General features: G+C 61.8%; 23 protein-coding genes. 11 read left to right on the top strand and 12 right to left on the bottom strand.

Annotated features, from left to right (window positions below):
* Positions 1-90 precede the first annotated feature (90 nt).
* On the bottom strand, positions 91-951 hold the full coding sequence (locus tag O2N64_RS00915) for an alpha/beta hydrolase (RefSeq protein ID WP_271078428.1): 861 nt from the start codon (positions 949-951) through the stop codon (positions 91-93).
* 92 nt (positions 952-1,043) lie between these two features.
* Here O2N64_RS00915 and O2N64_RS00910 point away from each other — a divergent pair, with 92 nt between their 5' ends.
* Positions 1,044-1,496 (top strand): hypothetical protein, encoded by a 453-nt coding sequence (locus O2N64_RS00910; RefSeq protein WP_271078427.1) that lies wholly within the window; start codon positions 1,044-1,046, stop codon positions 1,494-1,496.
* 3 nt (positions 1,497-1,499) lie between these two features.
* The gene (locus tag O2N64_RS00905; RefSeq protein WP_271078426.1) at positions 1,500-2,657 is read left to right on the top strand and encodes a CaiB/BaiF CoA transferase family protein; all 1,158 of its coding nucleotides are present in this window, start codon (positions 1,500-1,502) and stop codon (positions 2,655-2,657) included.
* A gap of 118 nt (positions 2,658-2,775) precedes the next feature.
* Here O2N64_RS00905 and O2N64_RS00900 read toward each other — a convergent pair whose 3' ends face one another.
* From O2N64_RS00900 to tsaD, 7 genes are all read right to left on the bottom strand, one after another.
* Positions 2,776-3,978: an OmpA family protein gene (locus O2N64_RS00900; protein ID WP_271078425.1), complete on the bottom strand. Its 1,203-nt coding sequence runs from the start codon at positions 3,976-3,978 to the stop codon at positions 2,776-2,778.
* 149 nt (positions 3,979-4,127) lie between these two features.
* Positions 4,128-5,312 (bottom strand): acyl-CoA dehydrogenase, encoded by a 1,185-nt coding sequence (locus O2N64_RS00895; protein WP_271078424.1) that lies wholly within the window; start codon positions 5,310-5,312, stop codon positions 4,128-4,130.
* A 130-nt stretch (positions 5,313-5,442) separates the two neighbouring features.
* The gene (locus O2N64_RS00890; RefSeq protein ID WP_271078423.1) at positions 5,443-5,823 is read right to left on the bottom strand and encodes a response regulator; all 381 of its coding nucleotides are present in this window, start codon (positions 5,821-5,823) and stop codon (positions 5,443-5,445) included.
* Between the two features lie 107 nt (positions 5,824-5,930).
* Positions 5,931-6,491, bottom strand: a complete 561-nt coding sequence (locus O2N64_RS00885) for a hypothetical protein (RefSeq protein ID WP_271078422.1) — start codon at positions 6,489-6,491, stop codon at positions 5,931-5,933.
* Positions 6,492-6,650: 159 nt separating this feature from the next.
* Positions 6,651-8,135, bottom strand: coding sequence for an oligosaccharide flippase family protein (locus tag O2N64_RS00880; protein WP_271079683.1), 1,485 nt, complete (start codon positions 8,133-8,135; stop codon positions 6,651-6,653).
* Between the two features lie 47 nt (positions 8,136-8,182).
* On the bottom strand, positions 8,183-9,178 hold the full coding sequence (locus O2N64_RS00875; protein WP_271078421.1) for an NAD(P)H-dependent glycerol-3-phosphate dehydrogenase: 996 nt from the start codon (positions 9,176-9,178) through the stop codon (positions 8,183-8,185).
* Positions 9,175-10,212, bottom strand: a complete 1,038-nt coding sequence (gene tsaD, locus O2N64_RS00870; RefSeq protein ID WP_271078420.1) for a tRNA (adenosine(37)-N6)-threonylcarbamoyltransferase complex transferase subunit TsaD — start codon at positions 10,210-10,212, stop codon at positions 9,175-9,177. Before tsaD ends, O2N64_RS00875 begins: the two co-directional genes overlap by 4 nt.
* A gap of 44 nt (positions 10,213-10,256) precedes the next feature.
* Between tsaD and hemC the strand changes: the two genes are divergently transcribed.
* The 3 genes from hemC to O2N64_RS00855 are packed head-to-tail and all read left to right on the top strand — an operon-like array spanning position 10,257 to position 12,865.
* Positions 10,257-11,186, top strand: a complete 930-nt coding sequence (gene hemC, locus O2N64_RS00865) for a hydroxymethylbilane synthase (protein ID WP_271078419.1) — start codon at positions 10,257-10,259, stop codon at positions 11,184-11,186.
* Complete coding sequence (locus O2N64_RS00860; protein WP_271078418.1) at positions 11,183-11,854, top strand: uroporphyrinogen-III synthase; 672 nt, start codon at positions 11,183-11,185, stop codon at positions 11,852-11,854. Before hemC ends, O2N64_RS00860 begins: the two co-directional genes overlap by 4 nt.
* Positions 11,855-11,914: 60 nt before the next feature.
* A complete protein-coding gene (locus O2N64_RS00855; protein WP_271078417.1) occupies positions 11,915-12,865 on the top strand; it encodes a hypothetical protein in 951 nt (316 codons plus the stop codon).
* A gap of 20 nt (positions 12,866-12,885) precedes the next feature.
* Here O2N64_RS00855 and O2N64_RS00850 read toward each other — a convergent pair whose 3' ends face one another.
* Complete coding sequence (locus O2N64_RS00850) at positions 12,886-14,100, bottom strand: FAD-dependent monooxygenase (RefSeq protein WP_271078416.1); 1,215 nt, start codon at positions 14,098-14,100, stop codon at positions 12,886-12,888.
* Positions 14,101-14,127: 27 nt separating this feature from the next.
* On the opposite strand from O2N64_RS00850, the gene O2N64_RS00845 reads away from it, so the two are divergent.
* The gene (locus O2N64_RS00845) at positions 14,128-16,158 is read left to right on the top strand and encodes a protein-disulfide reductase DsbD family protein (protein WP_271078415.1); all 2,031 of its coding nucleotides are present in this window, start codon (positions 14,128-14,130) and stop codon (positions 16,156-16,158) included.
* Here the strand turns inward: O2N64_RS00845 and O2N64_RS00840 are convergent.
* From O2N64_RS00840 to uvrB, 3 genes are all read right to left on the bottom strand, one after another.
* Positions 16,155-16,751: a hypothetical protein gene (locus tag O2N64_RS00840; protein ID WP_271078414.1), complete on the bottom strand. Its 597-nt coding sequence runs from the start codon at positions 16,749-16,751 to the stop codon at positions 16,155-16,157. The two genes, O2N64_RS00845 and O2N64_RS00840, sit on opposite strands and share 4 nt — an antisense overlap.
* 103 nt (positions 16,752-16,854) lie before the next feature.
* Positions 16,855-18,282, bottom strand: a complete 1,428-nt coding sequence (locus O2N64_RS00835) for a hypothetical protein (protein ID WP_271078413.1) — start codon at positions 18,280-18,282, stop codon at positions 16,855-16,857.
* 106 nt (positions 18,283-18,388) lie between these two features.
* Positions 18,389-20,575 carry an excinuclease ABC subunit UvrB gene (gene uvrB / locus O2N64_RS00830; protein ID WP_271078412.1) on the bottom strand — a complete coding sequence of 729 codons (2,187 nt, stop codon included), beginning with the start codon at positions 20,573-20,575 and terminating at the stop codon, positions 18,389-18,391.
* Between the two features lie 86 nt (positions 20,576-20,661).
* On the opposite strand from uvrB, the gene O2N64_RS00825 reads away from it, so the two are divergent.
* The 5 genes from O2N64_RS00825 to O2N64_RS00805 all read left to right on the top strand — a co-directional run bounded on the left by O2N64_RS00825 (position 20,662) and on the right by O2N64_RS00805 (position 23,945).
* Positions 20,662-21,207 carry a DUF3617 domain-containing protein gene (locus tag O2N64_RS00825; protein ID WP_271078411.1) on the top strand — a complete coding sequence of 182 codons (546 nt, stop codon included), beginning with the start codon at positions 20,662-20,664 and terminating at the stop codon, positions 21,205-21,207.
* Between the two features lie 83 nt (positions 21,208-21,290).
* Positions 21,291-21,791 carry a DUF3617 domain-containing protein gene (locus tag O2N64_RS00820; protein ID WP_271078410.1) on the top strand — a complete coding sequence of 167 codons (501 nt, stop codon included), beginning with the start codon at positions 21,291-21,293 and terminating at the stop codon, positions 21,789-21,791.
* A gap of 168 nt (positions 21,792-21,959) precedes the next feature.
* Entirely contained in the window at positions 21,960-22,493 is a 534-nt protein-coding gene (locus O2N64_RS00815) for a DUF3617 domain-containing protein (RefSeq protein WP_271078409.1), read from the top strand.
* Between the two features lie 19 nt (positions 22,494-22,512).
* Positions 22,513-23,061, top strand: a complete 549-nt coding sequence (locus O2N64_RS00810) for a DUF3617 domain-containing protein (protein WP_271078408.1) — start codon at positions 22,513-22,515, stop codon at positions 23,059-23,061.
* Positions 23,062-23,153: 92 nt separating this feature from the next.
* Positions 23,154-23,945, top strand: a complete 792-nt coding sequence (locus O2N64_RS00805) for an esterase/lipase family protein (protein WP_271078407.1) — start codon at positions 23,154-23,156, stop codon at positions 23,943-23,945.
* Positions 23,946-24,002 lie beyond the last annotated feature (57 nt).

Here is a 24,002-nt window from a genome sequence, read left to right as displayed (position 1 = left end):
GCTCGACGAAAGTGTGTTGCGACTACAACACGCGGAAGCGCAAGTGGGGTATGGGCCTTGTCCACTGTCCGAAAGTTAAAGCGCGAGCGGTTAGCGGGTCACTTCCCGCGCAAAGCGCACCGCATCCTCCAGAACGGCAGCGCGGCTGCGCAGGGGTCTGGCAAGGGCAATGAGGATATCGATGTGGTCGACATCCTCATACTGCACCACCTCGGCCTCAACCCCGGCAGAGGTCAGCGCGGCGGCCAGCGAGATGCTGTTGCGTGGACGCACAGTCGTGTCGTCAGCGCCTGTCAGCAAGAGGGCTGGCGGACTGCTGGCATCGGCGAAAGTCACCGGCTGCGTCTCTTCCAGTTCCGGCCAATGGCTGAAGGCGGCGATGGTGGAATCTGTGTCCAGCGGCAGGAAATCATAAGGCCCCGCAAGGCCGATCATGCCGGCAATCGCTGCGCGGTCTTCCCCCAACCATTGCGGGTCTTTTGCCAGCATGGCCGCGATATGCGCTCCCGCAGAATGGCCCATCACCACGATATTGTCCGGATCGCCGCCATATTGCGCGGCATTGGCGCGGACCCAGCGGATGGCTTCCGCACCGTCCTCGACAAAGCCGGGGAAGCGCACTTCGGGAACGAGGCGATAGTCCGGTACCACGGTGATAAAGCCCTGCGCCGCCAGCGCGCGTCCCACGAAATCATAGCCTTCGCGCGTGCCGCTGTTCCAGCTGCCGCCATAGAGCCAGACGATGACCGGCTTCACGTCATCGGTGGCTTCAACCGGCGCATAGACATCGAGCTTCTGCCGTTCATGCGCGCCATAGGCCACATCGCTAGCCACCTGAGCACTGTTCGCATCCTTCGGCACCAGAGCGTTGAAGGTGCGAAGGCGATCGACCGAGAACGAGATGCCGATGGCGACGATCGCGAGAAGGGGCAGGGCGATGAGATATTTCATCCGCGCCTTTTGGACCGGCTGCACTGGCGCGGCAAGCCTGACTAAAAGCCCAATACCGCGCGAAGCCTTCCATATTGCGCGGGCTGCGCTACATGGCGGATATGATTGCACTCACCGGCTGTCTCGCCATCATCCTGATCGCCCTGCTGCTCGCGCCCCAAACGCCTTTTGCACGGCTCTGTCACCGGCAGCTGGTCGAGCGTCCTTCCTCCGCACTGGCCAAATTCCGTCCGCATCACATAATCTATGCGGTGATCCTCATCCCGGTCATGTTGAGCGGAGGCGAGTTCATCGCATTGCTCGGCCCGGAATTTTTCGCCGCCTATGCCATGGAACTGGCGATCTATGTGGATGCGGTGATTGTGAGCGTGCTCGCGAGCACGGCCGCTTCGATCAAGGCGTTTGCGGGGAGTGTGCGGCAGAGGTTCAATCGTCTCAGCGGTCGCAAGACTGCTCGCACGAAGCGCACCGCGCGCAAGCCGCAGCGTGATCGCATGCCCGCCAATGACGATGAGCATGCGCCCGCCATGCCGATGGCGGCCTGATCGATGCCGCTGCGAATTCCGGGCTTCGGCAAGACACGCCGCGACGCTGGCTCCGCACCGCTGGCAGGGATCAAGGTCGTCGAGTTGGCGCGCATTCTGGCAGGGCCCTGGGCAGGGCAGGTGCTTGCCGATCTGGGGGCTGAAGTCATCAAGGTCGAAAGCCCCGAAGGCGACGACACCCGCCGCTGGGGCCCGCCCTTCATCGATCGCGAGAATGGCAGCAAGGATGCCGCCTATTTCCACGCCGCCAACCGCGGCAAGACCAGCACGATCGCCGATTTCACAAAAGCGGATGATCTGGCGCGCGTAAAAGCGCTGATCGCGGATGCCGATGTGGTGATCGAGAATTTCAAGCTGGGCGGGCTTGCGAAATACGGCCTCGACTATGCCAGTCTGAAGTCCGCCAATCCGCGCCTCGTCTATTGCTCGATCACCGGCTTCGGCCAGGATGGCCCCTATGCGGCGCGCGCCGGATATGACTTCATCATCCAGGGTATGAGCGGGATCATGGATCTGACCGGCGAGCCGGACGGAGCACCGCAGAAAATCGGCGTCGCTTATGCAGACATCATGACCGGGCTTTACGCGGTGATCGGAATTCAGGCGGCGCTGCGCCAGCGCGAGGCGACAGGGCGCGGGCAATTTGTCGATATGGCGTTGCTCGATGTGATGGTCGGCACGCTGGGCAATCAGGCGATGAACTATCTCGCCTCCGGCCGCACGCCCAAGCGGCTTGGCAATGCCCATCCGAACATCGCGCCCTATGAGGCATTCGCGGCGAAGGACGGCTGGCTGATCGTTGCTGTGGGGAATGACAACCAGTTCGCGCGCTTTGCCGAGGCGATCGACATGCCTGTGCGTGAGGAATGGCGCACGAATGCGCGGCGGGTGAAGAACCGCGAAAGCCTGTCCGCCTCGATCAAGCGCCGGATTGCCGAATGGGATCGCGACGCACTGCTCGCCAAGATGGAAGAAGTGCGTGTGCCCGCTGGCCCGATCAATACGGTCAGACAGGCGCTCACCGATCCGCAGATCGAAGCGCGCGGCATGGTGGTGGAGCTTGAAGAGGGCCTGCGGGGGCTGCGCACACCGATCCGTTTTTCCGAAGGTGAACTGGCGGTGGGCAAAGCTTCGCCCGCACTGCCCGCGAATGACGACTGACAGGCTTTAGCGAGAACCTTCGCAAGGCTCGCGGCCTAACTCCCCGATTGCAGAACCCAAAAAAGAAGGGCCGGGAGATCGCTCTCCCGGCCCGTTCTGTTTGCCTTGTTGGCGTGGCTTACATGCCCGAGTTCGGACCGTAAGTGATTTCCACACGACGGTTCTGCAGTTCGCGCACACCATCGGCGGTAGCGACGCGCAGGTCGTTCTCACCGAAGGCTTCGCTCATGATGCGACCGCCAGGGATGCCACGGTTCGTGAGGTAAGCACGGACCGAGTCGTTACGACGCTCTGCGAGACCCATGTTGTAGGTCTGCGTACCCGACGTATCGGTGTGGCCTGCCAGCATGATGCTCGCGGTGCCGCAGTTGCCGTAAGCGGTGACAGCCGAGTTGAGCACGGTTGCTGCTTCCGGCGTGATGTCGCTCTCATCCCAATCGAAGAACACGATGTAGGGACCCGTGTTGCACTCAACGACCGGCGGCGGAGGCGGCGGCGGAGGAGGCGGGGGCGGAGGAGGCGGCGGAGGCGGCGGCGGGGGCGGAGGAGGCGGCGGAGCCGCTTCTTCGCCACCAAGTGCAAAGCGCAGACCGAACGCAGCGATGTGCTGGGTCGGATCGTTCTGCAGCGTTGCCGGCAGCAGCTGGTTGTTGAGGTCAGCTTCGTCGAACAGGCGACGATACTTGTACTCACCGAAAGCTTCTACGCGGTCGGAGATCTGACCCGAAACACCGACGATGCCCTGATAGGCGAAGGTGGTATCGGCATCGTTGGTGATGCGCAGGCCGCTCGGCAGGTAGTCGGCGTCGATTACATAGATACCGGCGCCGGCACCGATGTACGGCGTGACCGAACCAAGGTCGAAATCATACAGGACGTTCAGGAACGCGCCGTAGGATTCAATGTCGCCCTGGCCGTCGGCAAGAACGTTCCACACCGAGTCGGGCAGCGGATCGCCGCGCGTCAGGATGTTTGCGTTCTGCGGACCGATCGGCTGTCCGCCGATCACAAGATTGTCGTGGTATTCGATGTCATAGGTGACATAGCTACCGTCGAGTTCGATGCGGATGCCGCTGTCGAACTCGTAGCCGATCTGGCCCTGTACGTTCCAGCCGAGGTCGCTATTCGTGTCGAACGAATAGTTCGTACCTTCGGGGATGGCGATCAGGCCATCTGCAGGAACGGTTTCAGTGAAAGTGCCGCTATTTTCGGCATTTTCCTGAGTGGCGACACCGCCACTAATGGCGATGTAAGGGTCTGCCTGAGCCACGCCCGGAAGGGCAATGGCCATGACAGACGCTGAAAGCAGAAGTCTTTTCATTTCACGTCCTCATACGACGCTGGGTTTTCGTCCCAGCCTGATACTCGCAACGGCAATTATGCCGCATTGTTCCGCACATGCGAAGTAAAAAATTCAGCACTCTTCAGTGTGTTGCGAAAATACAGCACCTCAACCGACCAAACGTGCATTCAGAAAGCTGAAATGCCCGTGATTGCCCGCCCGAGGATGAGCGCGTGTACATCGTGAGTGCCTTCATAGGTGTTAACGGTTTCGAGGTTCACCATGTGCCTCATCACTTGATATTCCTCGGAAATTCCGTTCCCGCCATGCATGTCGCGGGCAGCACGGGCAATGTTCAGCGCCTTGCCGACATTGTTGCGCTTGACCACGCTGATCATTTCGGGCGCGAACTTGCCTTCATCCATCAACCTGCCCACGCGCAAGGATGCCTGCAAACCGAGTGAAATCTCTGTCAGCATATCGGCGAGCTTGAGCTGGTAGATTTGCTTGGAAGCGAGCGGCACACCGAACTGGTGGCGATCGAGGCCGTATTGGCGCGCGGCGTGATAGCAGAACTCGGCCGCGCCCATGCTGCCCCAGGAAATGCCGTAGCGTGCCCGGTTCAGGCAGCCGAATGGGCCCTTCATGCCTTCCACATCAGGCAGGAGCGCATCGGCAGGAAGCTTCACTTCATCCATTTGGATCATGCCGGTGGTGCTGGCGCGCAGGCTCAGCTTGCCGCCAATCTTCGGCGCTTCGAGGCCAGCCATGCCTTTTTCGAGGACAAAGCCGCGGACTTTGTCGCCATGAGCTTCGCTTTTGGCCCAGACGACGAAAACATCGGCAAAAGGCGCGTTGGAAATCCACGTTTTCGCGCCGGAAATCGAATAGCCGTCACCGTCCTTCTTGGCATAGGTACGCATGCCGGCAGGATCGGAGCCCGCGTCAGGTTCTGTGAGCCCGAAGCAGCCGATCAATTCGCCGCTTGCCAGACCTGGCAGATACTTCTGCCGCTGCTCGTCCGAACCGTAAGCATGGATGGGATACATCACGAGCGAAGATTGTACGCTGGCCATCGAACGATAGCCGCTGTCCACGCGTTCGATTTCGCGTGCGATAAGACCATAAGCGACATAGCTTGCGCCCGATCCGCCAAATTCTTCGGGAATGGTCACACCGAGCAAGCCTGCTTCGCCCATCAGGGGGAACAGTTCGGGCGTGTCGGCCTCATTGGCGTAAGCTTCGATGACGCGCGGTTGCAGCACGCTTTGCGCAAAACCATGGGCGGAATCGCGCACCATGCGCTCTTCCTCGCTCAATTGGTCATCGATATTGAAGGGGTCGGCCCAGTCGAAAGGTGCCATTGCAGCCATGAAAGTGGTCTCCTTTGAAACCACCCCCTAGATAGTCTGCTCTTGCGCGGCAAGCGGGCAATTGGGCCAGTGTTATGGGCCAGTGTTGCGGGCGAGCGCTGTGCCGCGCTGCCCGGAGTGGATCGGTCGCTTAGTGGACGAGTTCCCGGGCGCGCTCGATCATGGCGATGAGCTGGTCGGGAGGGCATGGCTTGGACACAGCCTGCGCTTCGGGATAACGCTCTGCCACGTCCTTTTCGGTCACATGGCCGGAATGGAAAATGATCGGTACGCCGGCTTCGGTAAGAGCATCGGCCAGCGGGAAAACTTCCCCGTCGGCAGTCATCACATCGAGAATTGCGAGATCGGGCAACTTGCCATCGATCGCGATCATCGCGTGATCCCTGCAGGCGAAGGGGCCTTCGACCCGGTAGCCGAGATCGCGCACCGTCTCCGAAAGATCGAGCGCGATAATGAATTCATCTTCTACTACGAGGACCTTCGGCGGTCCGTCATCAATTTGCGTGGCCATAGTTCCACCCCTGGCGTTGAATGTCTTGTTACTGAAACATACGCTGGGTCTCTCCGAGTGTTCCCGGAGAAGGTAAATCGATGTTAACCAATGCCAGCGCCGAGCGCCTACAGGTTGCCGAATTTCGCTTTGTATCCAGCGAGATCGTCCTTGGCGAGAAAGCGGGCTTGTTCCACCCAATCATCGCGCCGGATGCGGCCCTGGAAACGGCCGAGCTTTGCATCCATGCGGTCGATATCGGAATCGTCCCATGCGGCGATCTGTGCGAAACTTGTGACGCCATTCTCGTGCAAGATCGTCACCAGCTTGGGGCCGAGCCCCTTGATGCGGCGCAGGTCGTCGCCAGTGTCCTCCGCGGGAGGCGCTGCGGGTGTTTCAGGCGCGCTGCGGGCTTCGCGCGGAGATACGCTGGCCCCGGCTTCGGAGTCTGCCGTTACCGGCGCGGCGGCGACCCTGTCGGTATTGGCAGCCGCCGAAACAGGACCTGCCGCTGCTGCCGGAGCATCGATCAGCGCCTGATTGCGCTTGGTGCCGCTTTCACCGTCGACGATATCTTCGCGCTGCACTTTCGTTCGGCGGGATGACTGCAGCAGCCAGAAGACAAGCAGGAACAGGAATACCAGCGCTATGAGGATGAATATCCAATAGTCCTGAAGTATGTCCTGCATCGCGCTATGTCCTCATTCATCTGTGCCGAGCGACATCTGAAGTGCGCCTCTGGCTGTTAATCGTCGTTCATTTAGGTGAACGCACGAGAAGCGCAATGTTTGCAAAGGCTCGCGAAATTCTTCGCTGCGAGGAGCATGTGCGCCAAGTTTTGAGGCCGCCTACGTCGCTTCTTGCTGCGCTTCATCCTCGCCGCGCTGGAACAGCACTCTGTCCTCCGGCCCGAAACCGTATTTCCAGATGACGAGCAGATAACCCGCCAAAATTGCCGGGATGCCGAACAGCAGCTCGGCCCATTCGGGCAGCAGGATGGCCACTTGGCCGACCAGCACCGCCGCACCCGTGGCCCATACGAGTGCGAAGCGCAGATTGCCGACCGGAGCCTTGAGCAACTTCTTGAGCAGCAGCGCCTTGATCAGGCTGGACGCGCCGAGCGCCAGCAGCAATGAAGCCGCCGCACCGCTCGCCATATAGCCTTCATCAAGGCCCCAATGTTGGGCAAGCATGATGAGGCCCACAGTCAGCGCCGCCTGCAAAGCGATCACGCCGACGGAAATAGCCAGGTTGCGCTTCTTGGCGATGTAGACGAGCACGCCTTCGGAAACGACCGCCATGCTCGCCACCGCCTCTGCGATAAGCAACAGCGCGAGCGCGGCTGTACCGCCGACGATGTCCGGCCCGCCAAGCCCCATCACCGCTTCGCCCGGAATGGCGAGCGCGAGCGCGATGCCCAATTGCAAGGCGATAATCCAGAAGCCCACCTGGCGCACCTGCTTGGCAATTGCCGCGTAATTGCCGGTTTTCAGGTTTTTCGTGATGACGGGCGAAAGCACGGGTTCGAAACTGGTCTTAAGCTTTTGCGGCAGGCTCGCGATTTCCTTTGCGAAATAATAGATGCCCACCGCCGTTGGCGACGTGAACAGGCCTAGAAGGAAGACATCGATCAGCCGCGTGCCGCGCTCGATTACGTCCGCGCCTGCGAGGGGAAATGCGCGGGCCATCAACTGGCCGAGATAGCGCGGTCGCGGGCGCCATCGCTTGGGCCTGCCATAGGTCCGGAAGAACGACCATGCGGCCGTCAGCAAAGCGGCATAGACCGCCGCCAGATAGGCGAGCGCCACGCCGCCATCGCGCAGCGCCGGGATGAAGAAGAAGGCTACCACCGCGATCGAGCGCGTCCACGGCTCGACGATGGCGCGGGCGCGCACCGTGGTTGCAATGTCGAATTTATAGGCCTGCGCGGCGAGCAGGATCTCGGTCAGCGCAAAGGCCGGAATCGCGCCGATGATGAGAATATCATAGCGGCCGCTCGTCCCGTTCGGGAAAATGGGATCGGGCCAGATCACCAGTAGCGCGACGAATACCGCAGAGATCAGCAGGCAAGCGAGGATGCCATCGAACACCAGATTGACGCGCCGGTGCCCGTCTTCCTCCGATCCCTGCGTCAGCCTCTGCGCGAGGCCGCGTTTTTCACCGAGCGCGCAGATCAGCGCGAACAGTTCCACCACCACGACGGCAGAGGCAAAGCGGCCCATTTCCTCGGTGCCGTAGAGACGATAGCCCAGGAATAGGAAGGGAATGCCGCCGATCAGCCGCAGCACAAAGCCAATGGTATTGGTGCGCCCGCCTTTGACGAGCGCATTCATATCCTCGCGGTGATCCGCGCTTTCGGGGCCTTGTGCGGCGGGTTCGCTCAAGCCTCGTGGCCTTCTGCCTTGAGCGGGCGGGAGAGCAGTTCCGCCACGACTTCACGCGCGCCGCGGCCTTCGAGCAGGTGGTTGACCGCTTCGACTATGGGCATTTGCACGCCTTTGTCCCGCGCGATCTGGCGCAGGACTGGTGCGGTATGCGCACCCTCTGCAACGGTACGCTTGTCGGCCAGCGCCTCTTCAGCGCTCATGCCTTCGCCGAGCGCCTTGCCGAGCGAGAAATTGCGACTGGAAGTGGACGAGCAGGTGAGCACCAGATCGCCGAGGCCGCACAGGCCGTTCAGCGTCTCCGGCTTCCCGCCGAAGGCAACGCCGAAGCGCAGCATTTCGGCAAAGCCGCGGGTGATGAGAGCGTTGCGGGCGTTTTGCCCCAGTTCCAGCCCGTCGACCACACCGCAGGCGATGGCGAGCACGTTCTTGACCGCTCCGCCCACTTCCGCGCCCACGACATCGTCGGAATAATAGGGGCGAAAGTTGTGCCGCGCGATGGCGGGAGAAATGCGATCCCACTGATCTTCCCCGCCGCCGCAGGCTAGAGTGACGGCGCAGGGCAGGCCATCGGCCACTTCATGCGCGAATGTCGGCCCGGAAAGGACGGCAAGATCGCTCTCGGGTGCAATATCATGCGCGGCATGGTGCATCATGCGGCCCGTGCTCGCTTCGATGCCTTTGGAGCACAGCACGAGGTCGCGCGGGTAGCTGCCGAGCTTTTCCAACGTTGGGCCCATGTGCTGTGCCGGGGTGACCAGCAGCAGGATGTCGCACGCGGCCATTTCCGACAGATCGCCGGTCGCCGCGATGGTCGGGGCAAGTTCGGCAGAGGGCAGGTAGGGCAGATTGCGATGCGAAGTGTTGATCGCGTCTGCCAGCCCGTCTTCCAGCGCCCAGAGCTTGACCGTGCGCCCATCGCTGGCGAGCGATTGCGCAAGTGCGGTACCCCAAGCGCCTGCGCCAACGACACCTATGGAAGCCTGCGTCATGCCTTTACTCCTGCGCCCCTTGCGGGCTCTGCATCGGGATCGAGCGGCCAGCGCGGCCTTGCTTTGAGATCGAGCGGGTCGGCGTCGAAGCCTGCTTCCAGCCGCTCGACACCCGCCCAGGCGATCATCGCGGCATTATCTGTGCACAGCGGCAGCGGCGGCGCGGTGAAAGGCAGGCCGAATTCGCCCGCGAGTGTCTCCAGCCCGCCGCGCACGGTCTGGTTTGCGGCTACACCGCCTGCCACCACCAATGCGCTCACCTCGTCCATCGTCTCCAGCGCCTTTCGCGTCCGGTCAAGGATACAGTCTAGCGCCGCCTGCTGAAAGCTTGCCGCCAGATCGGCTCTGGAAAACTCTCCGGTTTCATGCGCGCGCAGGACGGCGCTCTTGAGACCTGCGAAGCTGAAATGCGGTTCCTTGCTGCCTTTGAGAGGGCGCGGCAGGGGAACGGCTTTGGGATCACCTTCCAGTGCCAGTTTTTCGACAGCCGGACCGCCCGGATAGCCAAGCCCCATGATTTTCGCGCTTTTGTCGAATGCTTCGCCGAGCGCATCGTCGATGGTGGTGGCGAGGCGCTGGTATTTGCCGACACCCTCCACCCGCAGGATCTGGCAATGCCCGCCGCTGACCAGGAGCAGAGCGTAGGGATATTCGAGCGAGGCATCCGTAAGGCGCGGGCTGAGCGCATGGCCTTCAAGATGATTGACGGCATAGAGCGGCTTGTCGCTCGCCATCGCCAGCGCCTTTGCGGTCACAAGGCCGACCATCACGCCGCCGATCAGCCCCGGGCCTGCGGTCGCGGCGATCGCATCGCAATCGGCAAGAGAAGCGTCGGCTTCGCGCAGCACTTTGTCGATCAGCGGAGTCAGCCGCTCGGCATGGGCGCGCGCGGCGATCTCGGGGACCACACCGCCATAGGGTGCGTGTTCTTCCTCCTGGCTGGCGATTGCCTGCGCCAGAATGCGTCTGTCACCCGTCACCAGCGCGGCGGCGGTTTCATCGCAGGAGCTTTCTATGCCGAGAACCAGCGTCATGGCGCTTCCCCTTAGACGAGTCCCTCGCTAGGGCAAGCAAACCCATGTCTGAATATCCCTTTCTGAAGCTCGGAACCCGCCAGTCTCCGCTCGCCATGGTGCAGGCGGAAGAGACGCGCCGCCGCCTCTGCGAAGCGCATGGTTGGCCCGAAGAGGCAGTCGAACTGGTGCCGGTTGTGGCGAGCGGCGACAAAGTGCTCGACAGGCCGCTGGCGGAAATCGGCGGCAAGGCCTTGTGGACCAAGGAACTGGATGCGTGGCTGGCCGAGGGCAATATCGACGCATCGGTGCATTCGCTGAAAGACGTTGAGACAATCCGGCCCGATGTGTTCACGCTCCACGCCATCCTGCCGCGCGCAGACAAGCGCGATCGGCTGATTGGCGCCGCGAGCATTGCGGAGCTGAAGGAAGGCGCTGTCGTCGGCACCAGTGCCCCGCGCCGGGCAGCGCAATTGCTCAACCAGCGGCCCGATTGTTCGGTCGTGATGTTCCGCGGCAATGTGGCGACACGGCTCGGCAAGCTTGATGCGGGCGAGGCGGATGCGACTTTCCTTGCCGCCGCCGGCCTTGAACGGCTGGGGCAGAACGATATTGGCGCGCCGCTCGAAGCGGAGGAATGGCTGCCCGCACCCTCGCAAGGGGCGATTGCGGTGGAGTGTCGCGACGATGATAAGCGTACGCAGGAATTGCTCGCCCCACTCGACCACGCGCCGAGCCGGGCGGAAGTGATGGCTGAGCGCGCTCTACTGCTGGCGCTCGGCGGCAATTGCCATTCGCCCATTGCCGTGCTGTGCACCCATCACGTGGGCCAGCTCACCATGCGCGCCGCCATTTTCAGCGCCGATGGGGCGGAGCGGGTAGAGGAAAGCGCTACCTTCGCTGCTGGCGACCAGAACGCGCCCAAGGCTCTCGGCACAGCCTTGCTCGACAAGGCAACGCCCGCGATCCGCGCGGTGTTTGACGACGCTTCATGATTTTCGCGATCCGCCCCGAGCCCGGCCTGCAATCGACTTTGCAAAAGGCGCGCAGCCGCAATCTGGCGATTATCGGTCGGCCGCTCTTCGAAGTGGTGCCGATGGGCTGGGATGTGCCCGATGCCAAGCAATTCGACGCACTGCTGATCGGCAGCGCCAATGCCTTTCGTCACGGCGGGGAGGGGCTGGAGAGCCTCGAATCATTGCCGGTCCATGCGGTTGGCGAAGCAACAGCTGACGCTGCGCGCGAGGCGGGATTTACCGTGGCAGAAACCGGCACGGGCGGCCTGCAGAAGCTGGTCGATAGCGCAAAAGGCGACATGCATTTCCTGCGGCTGGCGGGCGAAGAGCATGTCGAGCTCGACCTGCCGGCAAAGGTGAAAGTCACCACACGCATCGTCTACGCTGTCCGCACAATTCCACTGACGGGCAGCGATGAAGTGAGCCTGCGGGCTGGCGATCCCATCGTGCTGCTGCATTCCGCCAAGGCGGCCGAGCATTTCGCTTCCGAGTGCGATCGGCGCGGGCTGGATCGCGGCGCAATCGCGCTCGCGTGCATCGGTCCGCGGGTCGCGAAAGCGGCTGGCAAGGGCTGGAAAGCCTGCAAGAGCGCTCCACAGCCTGATGATGAAGCGCTCTTGGCCTTGGCCGATGACATGTGTCATTAATGTAAACCGCGCTTAAGGGAAGGCAGCGAGCACCTGAATTCGGGCGCGCAGAAGGACGCAATGGACCAAGGTTTTGATTTCCAGCCCGCCAGCAAGCGGCAGGCCAAATCGCCCTACCGGCCAATATTGATCGCCGTCGGTGGAGCATTCCTGCTGGGCGGTGTCAGCGTATGGGCTCTGTCGCAAAGCGATCTGTTCTCCGGCCTTTTCACCGTGCGTGAGGATGCGGGCGAAGTCGCCGTCGAAGGTGAAGACGCGGCCGTCACAGTCGACGAAGCCGCTGCGCTGCCCACGCCCGAACCAACCTCGCCAGAAGAGGTTGCGCAGGAAGCGCGTCAGGCCGCTGAGCAGGTCGAGCAGGTGGTCGAGCAGCAAGGCGGCCTCGACAGCCGTATCGCAGCGATGGAACAGCGCCTCACCCGTCTCGATCTGCAATCGCAGGCGGCAGCGGGCAATGCTGCGCGCGCCGAAGCCCTGCTGATCGCCTTTGCCAGTCGCCGGGCTATCGAACGCGGCGCGCCGCTTGGCTACCTCGCCGATCAATTGCGCCTGCGCTTTGGTGAGGATCGCCCCAATGCCGTGCAGACAGTGATCGACGCGGCGCAGGATCCGGTCACGCTGGATCAGCTTCTCGCCCGTCTGGAAGGCCTCGCTCCGCAATTGGACGATGCGCCTGAGGGCGAAGACGTCTTCACCCGGCTCGCGCGTGAATTGTCGGAAGTGTTCGTGGTGCGCCGCGAAGACACCGCTTCGCCCGTTGCAGAGCGTCGCCTCGAACGCGCTCGGCTGTTCCTGCAAAGCGGACGCATCGAAGCGGCGATTTCGGAAATTCGCAACATGCCCAATGCCGCCATCGCGCAGGACTGGATCGACGATGCGGAGCGGTTTGCGGCCGCCCAACGCGCGCTCGAAACGCTGGAGACCGCCGCCGTGCTCGATCCGCGTGAATTGCGTGATGGTGAAGGCTCACCTGTGGAGCAGCGCAGCCCGGCGGGCAATTCGCGCAATTAGGCAACGCGCTTGGAAGGTGCCTAACCTTTCAGCAATTCGGGCAGATCGCCGCTCATCCCGCGCGCTTCATCCATGAACCAGCGTTTGAGCGTCGGCATACGCTGCACTGCGCCCATGCCGATGCGGCGAATGGCGCTTGGGGCTTTGCCCGGAACGCCGAACAGGCGGGTGAGCCCATCGGTGGCGAGAGCGACCATGAAACTGTCGAGACCGCGCCATTTTTCATAGCGAGCGAGCACCTGCGCGTCGCCCGGATCGAGACCGATCCGCATACCTTCCGCAATGACCTGCACCAGCGCGCCGACATCGCGCAGGCCGAGATTGAGACCTTGGCCCGCAATGGGGTGGATGCCGTGTGCAGCATCGCCCACGAGAGCGAGGCGATTGTCGACGATTTTGGCCGTGTGATGGAAACCCAGCGGGTAGGAGCTGCGCCCACCGTTGAGTTCGATGTCGCCGAAAATGCCGTGCAGTCGCTTTTCGACTTCGGCTTTGAAGGCGCGCGGGCCAAGCTTCATCACGCCTTCGCCATCCGCCTCGCTAACGGTCCAGACAAGTGCCGAGCGGTGGCGGCCCTGATCGTCATCGAGCAGCGGCAGAAGGGCGAAGGGCCCCGCTTCGTAGAATATTTCCCAAGCGACGCCGTCGTGCGGCTTTTCGTGGATCAGGCCCTGAATGATGGCGCGGTGGCTGTAATCCCATTTGGCGATGGAAATGCCGGCGCCATCCCGTGTGGGTGAGCCACGACCCTCGGCGCCAACCAGCAGGCTCGCTTCCAGCACGGTGCCATCTTCCAGCGTGACCGACACGCCATGCTCGCCGCGATGACGCTCGATCACATTGGCCTTGGCATGCCAGCTGATGAGCTTCTCATCCTTGGCCGCTTCGAACAGTGCGACGCGAAGCTGGCGGTTGGCGAACATCCGCCCAAGCGTGCCTTCGTGTTCTTCGGGCACGAAATCGATCCGGCCCGGGCGCATATTATCAGTTACGGCAATGCTTTCGATCCGGCAGCCATGCGGCTCCAGCTGATCGGCAAGGCCGATATTCTTGAACAGGTTCCAGCTCGCGGTCGAAATCGCCGAAGCGCGCCCGTCAAATCCCTCTGCCAGAAGGTCCGCCGGGTCTGCCCGGTCCACCACATGCGATGAAATGCCCTTGCGCGCAGCCGCCAGTGCGAGGGTCATACCCACGAGGCCGCCACCAAGGATCAGGAGTTCGCGCTTGTCCGCCATCGCCAAGCTACCTAGGTGTGCGGGCATATGCAGGCAAGTCTATCCTTTGGCCTATTGTTGTGGCGGCTGGTGCTTGCTGTGCTGGTGCCCGCGCTCATGCTGGCAGGGGCGAGCGCACCTGCGGCGGCCCAGGCCCAGCGGGAAAACCAGATTTCCGCCGATCTCGTGGCGGAGAATGCGCCTGTCGCCGGAGAGACCCTGTGGGTCGCGCTGCGCTTCAGTCCGAATGAAGGCTGGCACGGATATTGGTCAAATCCGGGCGAGGCGGGCCTCGGCATGGAGCTCGAATGGCAATTGCCCGAAGGCTGGCAAGCGGGCGAGCCGCTGTATCCGGTGCCGCACGTCCTCACGCTCTTCAACATCGCCAATCACGCCTACAAGGATGATTATGCGGTCCTGATCCCGCTTGAAGTGGGCGATGATCCGGGCGGCAATGTTACTCTGGACGCGCGCTGGCTCGCCTGTTCGGACGAACTGTGCATTCCGGAGCAGGCAACGCTGTCCCTGCGCTTCCCGCAGCAAGGCGCGGCGCTCGACGCGCAATTCGATACGCATCGCGCTGTGATCCCTCCTCTGCTGGACCAACAGGGCAGTTTCGCGTTCACCGACAATCTCACGCGGCTCGCCATTCCACTGGCCGAGGGCGTTGAATTGCCCGCGCCGCATGTGTTCATAGAGAACCGCGACACCGTGGACTATGGCGCGCAGCAGCGCTTCTTCCGCAATGGCGATATGCTGGTCGTGGAGCTCCAGCGCGGCCAGCTGCGGGCCGAGCATGACGCGCTGAGCGGCATTCTCGCTTTCGATGATGCGGGCAATGGTGTGCGCTTTGCAGCAGGTCCCGGCGAAGTGCCGACAGGCGGAACACCGATTGGCGGATCGCTTTCCAGCAGCCCGCTGCCGCTCCTGCTGGGCGGAGCGCTACTCGGCGGATTGCTGCTCAATCTGATGCCCTGCGTCTTCCCCATCCTGAGCCTGAAAGCGCTGACGCTGGCGCGCGCAGGCGAAAGCGAAGGGCAGGCGCGGCGTGAGGGGCTCGCCTACACGGCGGGGGTCTTGCTGGCGGTGCTGGCGCTCGGCGCGCTGATGCTGGCCCTGCGCGCGGCGGGAGAGCAAGTGGGCTGGGCGTTCCAATTGCAACAACCGCTGGTAGTGGCCGCGCTGTTGGTGCTCGCGGTGCTGATCACGGCCAATCTTGCCGGCTTCTTCGAAATACCCAGCATGCCGATCCGCACCGGTGGGCGCGGGAGCGCCTTTGCGACGGGCCTGCTGGCGGCAGTTGTCGCCACTCCATGCACCGGTCCTTTCATGGCCGCAGCGCTTGGCGCGGCGCTCTTGCTTCCCGTCCCGCAGGCGCTGTTGTTGTTCGCCGCATTGGGATTAGGACTCGCGCTGCCTTTCCTGTTGCTGGGTTTCATACCGGCGCTGCGCAGCCGCTTACCCAAGCCGGGCCCGTGGATGGAGAAATTCCGCAAAATCATGGCCGCACCGATGGGGCTGACCGCGATCGCGCTGGTCTGGCTCGCATGGCGGCTGGGCGGCATGCATTTTGCCTTTAGCGCACTTGGCGCTGGGGTGACGCTTGCGGTGCTGTTCGGCTCCTTCGGCCGCGCGGCGCCTGCGATGAAAGCAATCCTGCTCATCATCCCCGCCTATTTCCTGATCGCCACACCGTTCCGCGTGGATGAGGCTGCGAGCATGGCGGAGGAAAGCGTGCTAGAGCCGGTGGCCTTCAGCGAGCAGGCGCTGGCCGAGGCGCGTGCATCAGGCCAGCCGGTCTTCCTCTGGTTCACCGCCGATTGGTGCGTCAGCTGCAAAGTGAATGAAGGCGTGGCGATCGAGCGGGAGGCAACCCGCGCGGCTTTCGAAGACGCAGACGTGATTGCGATGCGCGGTGATTGGACTAGGGCCGATCCGGAGATCACGCGCTATCTGGAGCAATGGGCCGTTGCCGGTGTGCCGCTGTATATCTGGTTCCCCGCGGGCGGCGAAGGCGAGCAATTGCCGCAGGTTCTAACGCCAAACAGTCTGGTCGAACGGGCTCAGGCTGCGGACTAGCTCTCGCTTTCCGCTTCGGTTTCGGTGTCCTCTTCAGGCTCCGCAATTTCTCCACCCGCACGGCACCAGTCGAGAAACTGCCCGGGTATCCGGCTGCCCGAAATCTCCAGCATCCCGCGTCCCGGCAGGGTGGCCGTCAAATCGCGTGTGCCGGCAAAGACATCGAGCTGCGGGTCATCGGCAGGCAGCACCGCTTCCCAGCGCCATTCGCCGCCGTCCGCGTTCTGCGCCAGCGTCGCATCGGCAAGGAACCGGCTGCGCATGCCATTGCCAACGAAAGGAAACAGCGCGCTCTGGCCGGGAAATGCCTCTGCATGGCGGATGATGGTGAAACGGGCAGGCTCCTCGGAGAGATCGCACGCCAGTGTCAGCCACGGATCGGCGCCCGGATCGCCGAACAGGATCGCCTGACCATTCTCCGCCACCGTCCAGCCCGCACCAGACGTGTCGGGCGAAGGATCGGCGCGCGCTTGCGGCGGGCCGAGGTCCTCGATCGCAACCTGTTGCACGCCATCGGGCACCGGCTCGGACGCGCTGCGCTCGCACGCGGTGAGGGCAAGTGAAGATACAAAAAGAAGCGCGCAGGATCGCATGCCATGCAGATGATGCGGGCCTTTTCGCTAATCAAGTGAGATCACAGGATTTTGCCCCGCGATCGTGATCAGGCCGCGTGGCGGGGTTCGTCGCTCGGCGCCCTCATGGATTGAGATCAATGCTGTAGAGCGTACCATCGAAACCGAGCATATAGATGGGTATGGCATTGCCGACATCGATGTCACCATCATCCATCGAGACGATGCGCGGCCTGTCTGCTTCTGGCACATCACCCCAGAAATCGAGATTACGGTTTTCCAGCGGGCCATCATTGTTGCGGTCCCAAGTCCAGATATTGCTGCGTGTATCAGCTATCACGACGACACCGAACCAGGTATCGCCTTGCAGACTGTCCGACGCATCCACCCAGCGGCCAGCACCATCGGTATCGACTTCCTGCACCAGAACCGGACTGACAAATGTGCCCGGATAAGTTGCAGGCGGGGTCTGCACGTCGGTGAGGCCATCGCGATAAGGCCATTCGAAATTCGCATCCGCCTGGCCCAGCTCGAAATCTGCCTGGTTAAGCTCGTTGAAACTTGCCCCTTGGTCGATCACCCAGCCTTGCAGATTGGTCGAAGTAAGGAGGCGCGGGCTTCTCACTCCCCACCCACGTGGAACTAGGTTTACGGTAGCGAAGGGGTCGGTTCCGTTGCCAAAGAACTGAAATTCGGTGATGCTTCCTGCCGGAATACTTGGCGACTGAGCAAAATTGCCGTTATCGAAAAGGCCAAGCAGGATATTGTTGCCGCGCCGCCCGAGCGACGCGAAAAACTCCCGGCCTTCTCTTAGCCATAGCCGCCGCTCGCTCAGATCGCTCAGCCGAATGGAGCTCAATGTCAGCTTGCTTCCTTCATAAAAGGCGACAAAAAACCTGCCGCTTCCGGTGAAATTCCCGTCGGTGACCATGTCCTCGATTTCGGCAGCGCCGGAGAAAAGGACGCCATGATTTGTCACCGCACCGGTTTGCGCATCCACTGTAGAAACCTGTCCATTGCGGCTTACCACGAGCAACTCGTTGGTATCGTCGATATATTCGACATGGCCGTTCTGCCCGAGGCCGTTGGCCACTTCCGTGACCAGCAGGTTTTCGCGATCGTTGGTGACAGTGATCGTTAGCGTCTGGCGCGTCGTGGCTGTGCCGTCGCTCACGCTGACATCGACTTCGTAGACATTGTCGCCATTCGCATCGCGCGGCGTTTCGAAGCTGACCGGATCGTTGAAACCGACAGCACCTGCTGCGCCGACAAAGCTGAAGAGTGCGGCATCTTTCCCGGCGACGAAATCGAAAGTCACAGGATCGCCGTCCACGTCGGTCGCGGAGAGTTGGACCACCGTGCGTGTGTCAGTGGATGTGGTGCTCTCGACGAAAGAAATATCGTTGCTGTTGGTAAAGCTCGGCGGGGTGTTCGCCGTGCCGCCTCCGCCGCCTCCACCGCCATTGTTGCCCCCACCTGAGCCGCCGCCTCCGCAAGCGGCAAGCGCTAGGCTGAGCGCGCACAGGGTGGCTTTTGCTTTGGTGAATTTCATAATGCCTCCCTCCAATCGCCTGTATTCGCAAGGCGATGTCGCGAGGAATTATGCGTCATTGCCGCAGAACTTCAATGTACCACAGCGACATTTTCGCAGCTTATCTTTACTTCCCGAACTTGCGCTGCGTCCTGCCATACCGAAGCTTCCGCGTCCCCGGACGGCCTTCATTCGATCGGCCCACGACAGGCGCCTTTTTCTCCGCATCGCCAAGACCCAGTTCGTCATTCTCCAGACGCCGGATTTCGTCACGCAGGCGACCGGCTTCCTCGAATTCGAGATCGGCTGCGGCGGCGCGCATGCGTTTTTCGAGGTCTTCGATATAGGCGCGCAGATTATGGCCGACGAGATTGTTCACCTCGTCATCGCCGGTACCGACCGTCACTCCGTCGGCGGCTGCCGAATGGGCCACGATATCGGCGATGTCGCGCTTGATCGTGGTTGGGGTGATGCCGTGCTCTTCGTTGAATTCGCGCTGCTTTTCACGGCGGCGTTCGGTTTCGGCCATCGCGCGTTCCATGCTGCCGGTGACACGGTCGGCATACAGGATCACGCGGCCATCGACATTGCGCGCGGCGCGGCCGATGGTCTGGATGAGGCTTGTTTCGGAGCGCAGGAAGCCTTCCTTGTCGGCATCGAGGATCGCCACCAGCCCACATTCGGGAATGTCGAGCCCCTCGCGCAGCAGGTTGATGCCGACAAGCACGTCATAAACGCCCAGCCGCAAGTCGCGGATAAGCTCGATACGCTCCAGCGTTTCCACGTCGGAGTGCATGTAGCGCACGCGCACGCCCTGTTCGTGCATGAACTCCGTCAGATCCTCGGCCATGCGCTTGGTGAGCGTGGTCACCAGCGTGCGATAGCCTTTCTGGGCCGTTGCCTTCGCTTCGGCGATGCAGTCCTGCACCTGGTCCTCGACCGGCTTGATCTCGACCGGCGGATCGATGAGGCCGGTGGGGCGGATGACCTGCTCTGCGAAGACACCGCCGGTCTCTTCCATTTCCCAGCTGCCCGGCGTTGCCGACACGGCGAAGGTCTGCGGGCGCATCGCGTCCCACTCGTTGAAACGCAGCGGGCGGTTATCGATACAGCTGGGCAGCCGGAAGCCGTATTCGGCGAGCGTCAGTTTGCGGCGGTGGTCTCCGCGCGCCATCGCGCCGATCTGCGGCACGGTCTGGTGGCTTTCATCGACAAAGAGCAGCGCGTTCTCGGGCAAGTATTCGAACAGGGTGGGCGGCGGTTCGCCGGGAAGGCGACCGGTCAGGAAGCGCGAATAATTCTCGATCCCGTTGCAGCTGCCGGTCGCGGCAATCATTTCAAGGTCGAAATTGGTGCGTTGTTCGAGCCGCTGTGCTTCGAGCAGGCGGCCTTCCTCGTGCAATTCCTTGAGCCGCTCCTGCAACTCGAATTTGATCGCCTCGGCTGCCTGCTTCATCGTCGGGCCGGGTGTGACATAGTGGCTGTTGGCGTAGACGCGGACCTTTTCCAGCACCTCGCCCTTTTTGCCGGTCAGCGGATCGAATTCGGCGATTTCCTCGATATCGTCACCGAAGAAGCTGATGCGCCATGCAGTGTCTTCAAGGTGGCTTGGAAAGATTTCCAGATTGTCCCCGCGCACACGGAAACAGCCGCGTGCAAAGGCGGTGTCATTGCGCTTGTATTGCAGGGCGACGAGCTTGCGGATCAGCTCGCGCTGGTCGACCGTGTCGTCTTTCTTGATGTCGAAGATCATGGCCGAATAGGTCTCGACCGAACCGATACCGTAGAGGCAGGAGACGGACGCTACGATCAGCACATCATCCCGCTCCAGCAGCGCACGGGTGGCCGAGTGCCGCATCCGGTCGATCGCCTCGTTAACCGAGCTTTCCTTCTCGATATAGGTGTCGGAGCGAGGGACATAGGCTTCGGGCTGGTAGTAATCGTAATAGCTGACGAAATACTCGACCGCGTTTTCCGGGAAGAAGCTCTTGAACTCGCCGTACAGCTGCGCGGCGAGGATCTTGTTGGGAGCAAGGACGAGGGCAGGGCGCTGCAACTCCTCGACCACCTTCGCCATGGTGAAGGTCTTGCCCGAACCCGTCACGCCGAGCAGCGTCTGCGTTTTCTCGCCTTCGCGCGCGCCTGCTACCAGTTCTGCGATGGCGGTCGGCTGGTCGCCTGCAGGCTCATATTCGGATACCAGCTTGAACCTCTTGCCCGGCAGCGACTTCTCGGGCCGTGCGGGTTTGTGCGGAGTGAATTCACCTGTTGTATCGGGCTCTTCAAGACCGCGACGGATTACGAGTTCTGCCATGCGCAGCGATATGGGGACACAATGGTGCTTGCTCAAGCGCTCTGAACCCTTCAGCATGGGTGCAGATGATTTCAGGGGAGTTTCCTATGCGTGTAGCAGTTCTCGGTATCGCGGCTTCGGCCTTTGCTCTCACCGCGTGCGGAGGGCCGGAATCGGCGGCCGATCCGAACGATCCCGATCAGGTCGCAGCCGTGGCTGAAAGCATCGCGAAGCCGCAGCCCGGCCAATATCGCACAAGCGGGGAGCTCGTCGAATTCGATATGCCCGGCGCGCCTGCCGAAGAGGTCGAAATGGTACGCGGCTTTATGGAAATGGGTGCGGGGCAGGAACAGCTGGTCTGCATCACGCAGGAACAGGCGGATGCCGGATTCCAGGAATTCCTGACGGCGATGAGCGACAATTCGGACGAATGCAGCTTCACCGACTTTACCGTCGATGGCGACCAGCTTGATGCCTCCATGCGCTGCGATGGCGGGCAGGGCGGCGCGGGTACGGTGAGCTTCGCAGGCACGATCACCGAAACCAGCCAAGACATGACGGTGACGATGGAAATGGAAAATACCGCAGAAGGTCAGGCCATGCGCATGGTGATGCGTAACCAGACCGAGCGCGTGGGCGATTGCCCGGCTTAGGGATGGGGTAAGAGCCTGCGCGCCGGATAGTTCGGCAAATCTTTACCCTGGGCCGCCAATCTTCGTAGCTGAGGGGAAAGAAAATGCTCAGTCAGAAATACGCCATTCTGTTGGTGTTGCCTGTGTTGGCCTCATGCGCTCAGGATATTCCGGAGAATCCGCCGCTTCTGGGCGAGTGGGAGCAAGTCCGCACGCTCGATAGCGTGACGATCGACGGAGTCGCCTACGCATCGGAAGATCTGCCAGCGGAGATGCGTGCATTCGAAGGAACGGAGCGCCGCTGCGGTGAGCCGGTCTATACAGATGCCAATGCTCAGGCAGAGGATGTTGCCAGCCGCACTGGTGGGTATTGCGAGCTTTCCGTGTACACTCACGACACCGACAGCGCCGAATATTCGGGCCGCTGTGAAATCTCCGGGACAGGTGGTGAATACAATCCGCAAATCCGGGGGCGGTCCACATTCACCGTCGATACGCACCGGGATGTCGTGACTATGGAAGGTACTATCACTCTGCCGGACCAGAGCCAGCATGTGCTCAAGATGATCGCCATACAGGAAGGTACGCGGATCGGCGATTGTTGACGATCCTTGCTGGAAAGCAATGCAACTCAGCGTGACCGGTTTTGGGACGTGCGCGAGAAACAGGGCCGAAACAGGGTTACCGCGATTGGCAGGGTGAAACCGGCTTGTTAGCCAGCACCCATATCCCGCGCAGTTCCTGCTGTGCGCCTGCTGTTTCGAGGACCGACCATGCGTTTCAAAGCTGCCCTACCGCTGATTGCATTCGCCGCGCTCACCGCGTGCGGAGACGATGTTGATGAGGCTCTGACCGACGAAGCGCTGGCTTCGGAAGATGTCGCGCCCGTGATCGAAGACAATGGCGTGATGCCGCAGCCCGGGCAGTATTCCACGCGCATCGAGCTGGTCGAATTCGCCGCTCCCGGCCTGACCGAGGACGCGATAGCCGAGGCACGCTCCGAATTTGAGGCGGGTGCGGCGGAAGAGAATTCCTACTGCGTCACCGAAGAGCTGACACGCGAACAATGGCTTTCGGAAATGACCGAAGCCGAATGCACGCTCTCGCGCTTCACCGCCGACGGCAATGATCTCGACGGCGTGATGATGTGCAATTCGGATATCGGCCTCAATGGCCGCGTCGAGATTTCCGGTCGTACCGCGGAAAGCGGCTCCAATGTACGAATGGCCTACAATCTGGAAACAGCAGCGGGCGAAGGCACTGTCGTCTGGCAGACCGTCGCAGAACGCACTGGCGATTGCAGCTGATTGGCGATACCTTGGCTGCATGTATAAGGTCGCCAAGCTACTCCTTCCCGTCGCCGCCGCTGTTGCAGTTCCGGCTTTCGCATTTTCATCGCCTTATCAGGATGTCACGGCTGAAGTCGGCGATGATGATGAGCCTGATTTCCCCTGGCCCGATTTCCTCTCGGTCACGCCGCAGCCCGGCAATTACGAGATGGAGATGCGGATCACCGATGTGTCCATTCCGACGGGATCGGAGATGGAATACATGGCTGACGCATTGATGGCGGAGCCGCCGGAAACCCGGTCTTATTGTCTCGAAGGTGAGCCGGAGCGGGTCGATTGGGTCAACGAATTCATGGATGGCGCTTGCACCGCAGCCAATCTACAGGTCGATGGCAATCGCTTTACCCAGACGCTGCAATGTCGAGAAATGGCAGCCGGCGCGCCCGCATTCGATATCAGGATGTCTGGCGAAGGAAGCGAGCAAGGCATGGATTTGCAGATGACTATGAGAATGCACGATCCCTCTGTCGGCAAAATCACATTCGCGATGGAAGTCGATCTCCAGCGCACCGGTGATTGCGAATAGCATCATGCGCCTGCGTCCCGCGAATATTGCAATTTCGTGACACTGGTGGTTGCAAATTTGCTGGCGGATGGATTTCATCTAACCGTCACAATGTGTCTGCGATCAAACCCCTTCCGGCCTTTGCCGTTAACGCGCCAGCCGGGCGTGCGATGAAGCTGTCTGACGCCCTGCGCCATCGGCTGAAACTGCTGCGCGGCGTGCAGCCTGAGGATGCGCACACGCCGCCGCTGCGTTATTTCTTTGCCGAGCTCTTGTCTTTTGGCGAGCCGCTCGTCCGACCATTCCATTCCGCGCCCGACATAAAGCCCTCGGCCAATCCGCGCGTTGTCATCCTTCTGCCGGGCTTCGCGACGGGGCCAAACAGGATGCGCTATCTGGCGCGCCAGCTGGAGCGGGCAGGGCACACGGTCAAACGCTGGGGCATGGGCCACAATCTCGGCCCGACCGAGGAAACGATCGATATCCTGGCAGACCGGGTGCAGGCGGTCGAACAGCGCTATGGCCAGAAGGTCGTGCTGATCGGCTGGAGCCTTGGCGGTGTGTTCGCACGCGAAGTGGCCAAGCAGGTGCCGGACAGCGTGGCAAAGGTCATTTCGATGGGATCACCCTTTAGCCACTCGCCCTATTCGAACAATTTCTGGAGGCCTTATCAGTTGGTGGCGGGGCACTCTGTCGAGCAGCCGCCGATCGCCGCAGATACGCGGGTGAAGCCGCCTGTCGAAACCGTCGCATTCTGGAGTCCGCGCGACGGGGTTATTTCCCGCCGCGCCGCTTCTGGCTTGCCGGAAGAGCGGGACAAGGCGGTGGCGCTGCGCTGTTCGCATTTGATGTTCCCCAACGCCAAAGACTGCATTCTTGCGCTCGTTCGGGAACTTGAAGCCTGATCATCCTTTAAGTGACAGACGGTTCGGCGCGCATCTGGCGTGCGCCGACACATCGCT

It is taken from the genome of Aurantiacibacter sp. MUD61 (genome assembly GCF_027912455.1).
In the GTDB taxonomy this organism is placed as follows: Bacteria; Pseudomonadota; Alphaproteobacteria; order Sphingomonadales; family Sphingomonadaceae; genus Alteraurantiacibacter.
This window is presented reverse-complemented; position numbering and strand designations above follow the sequence as displayed.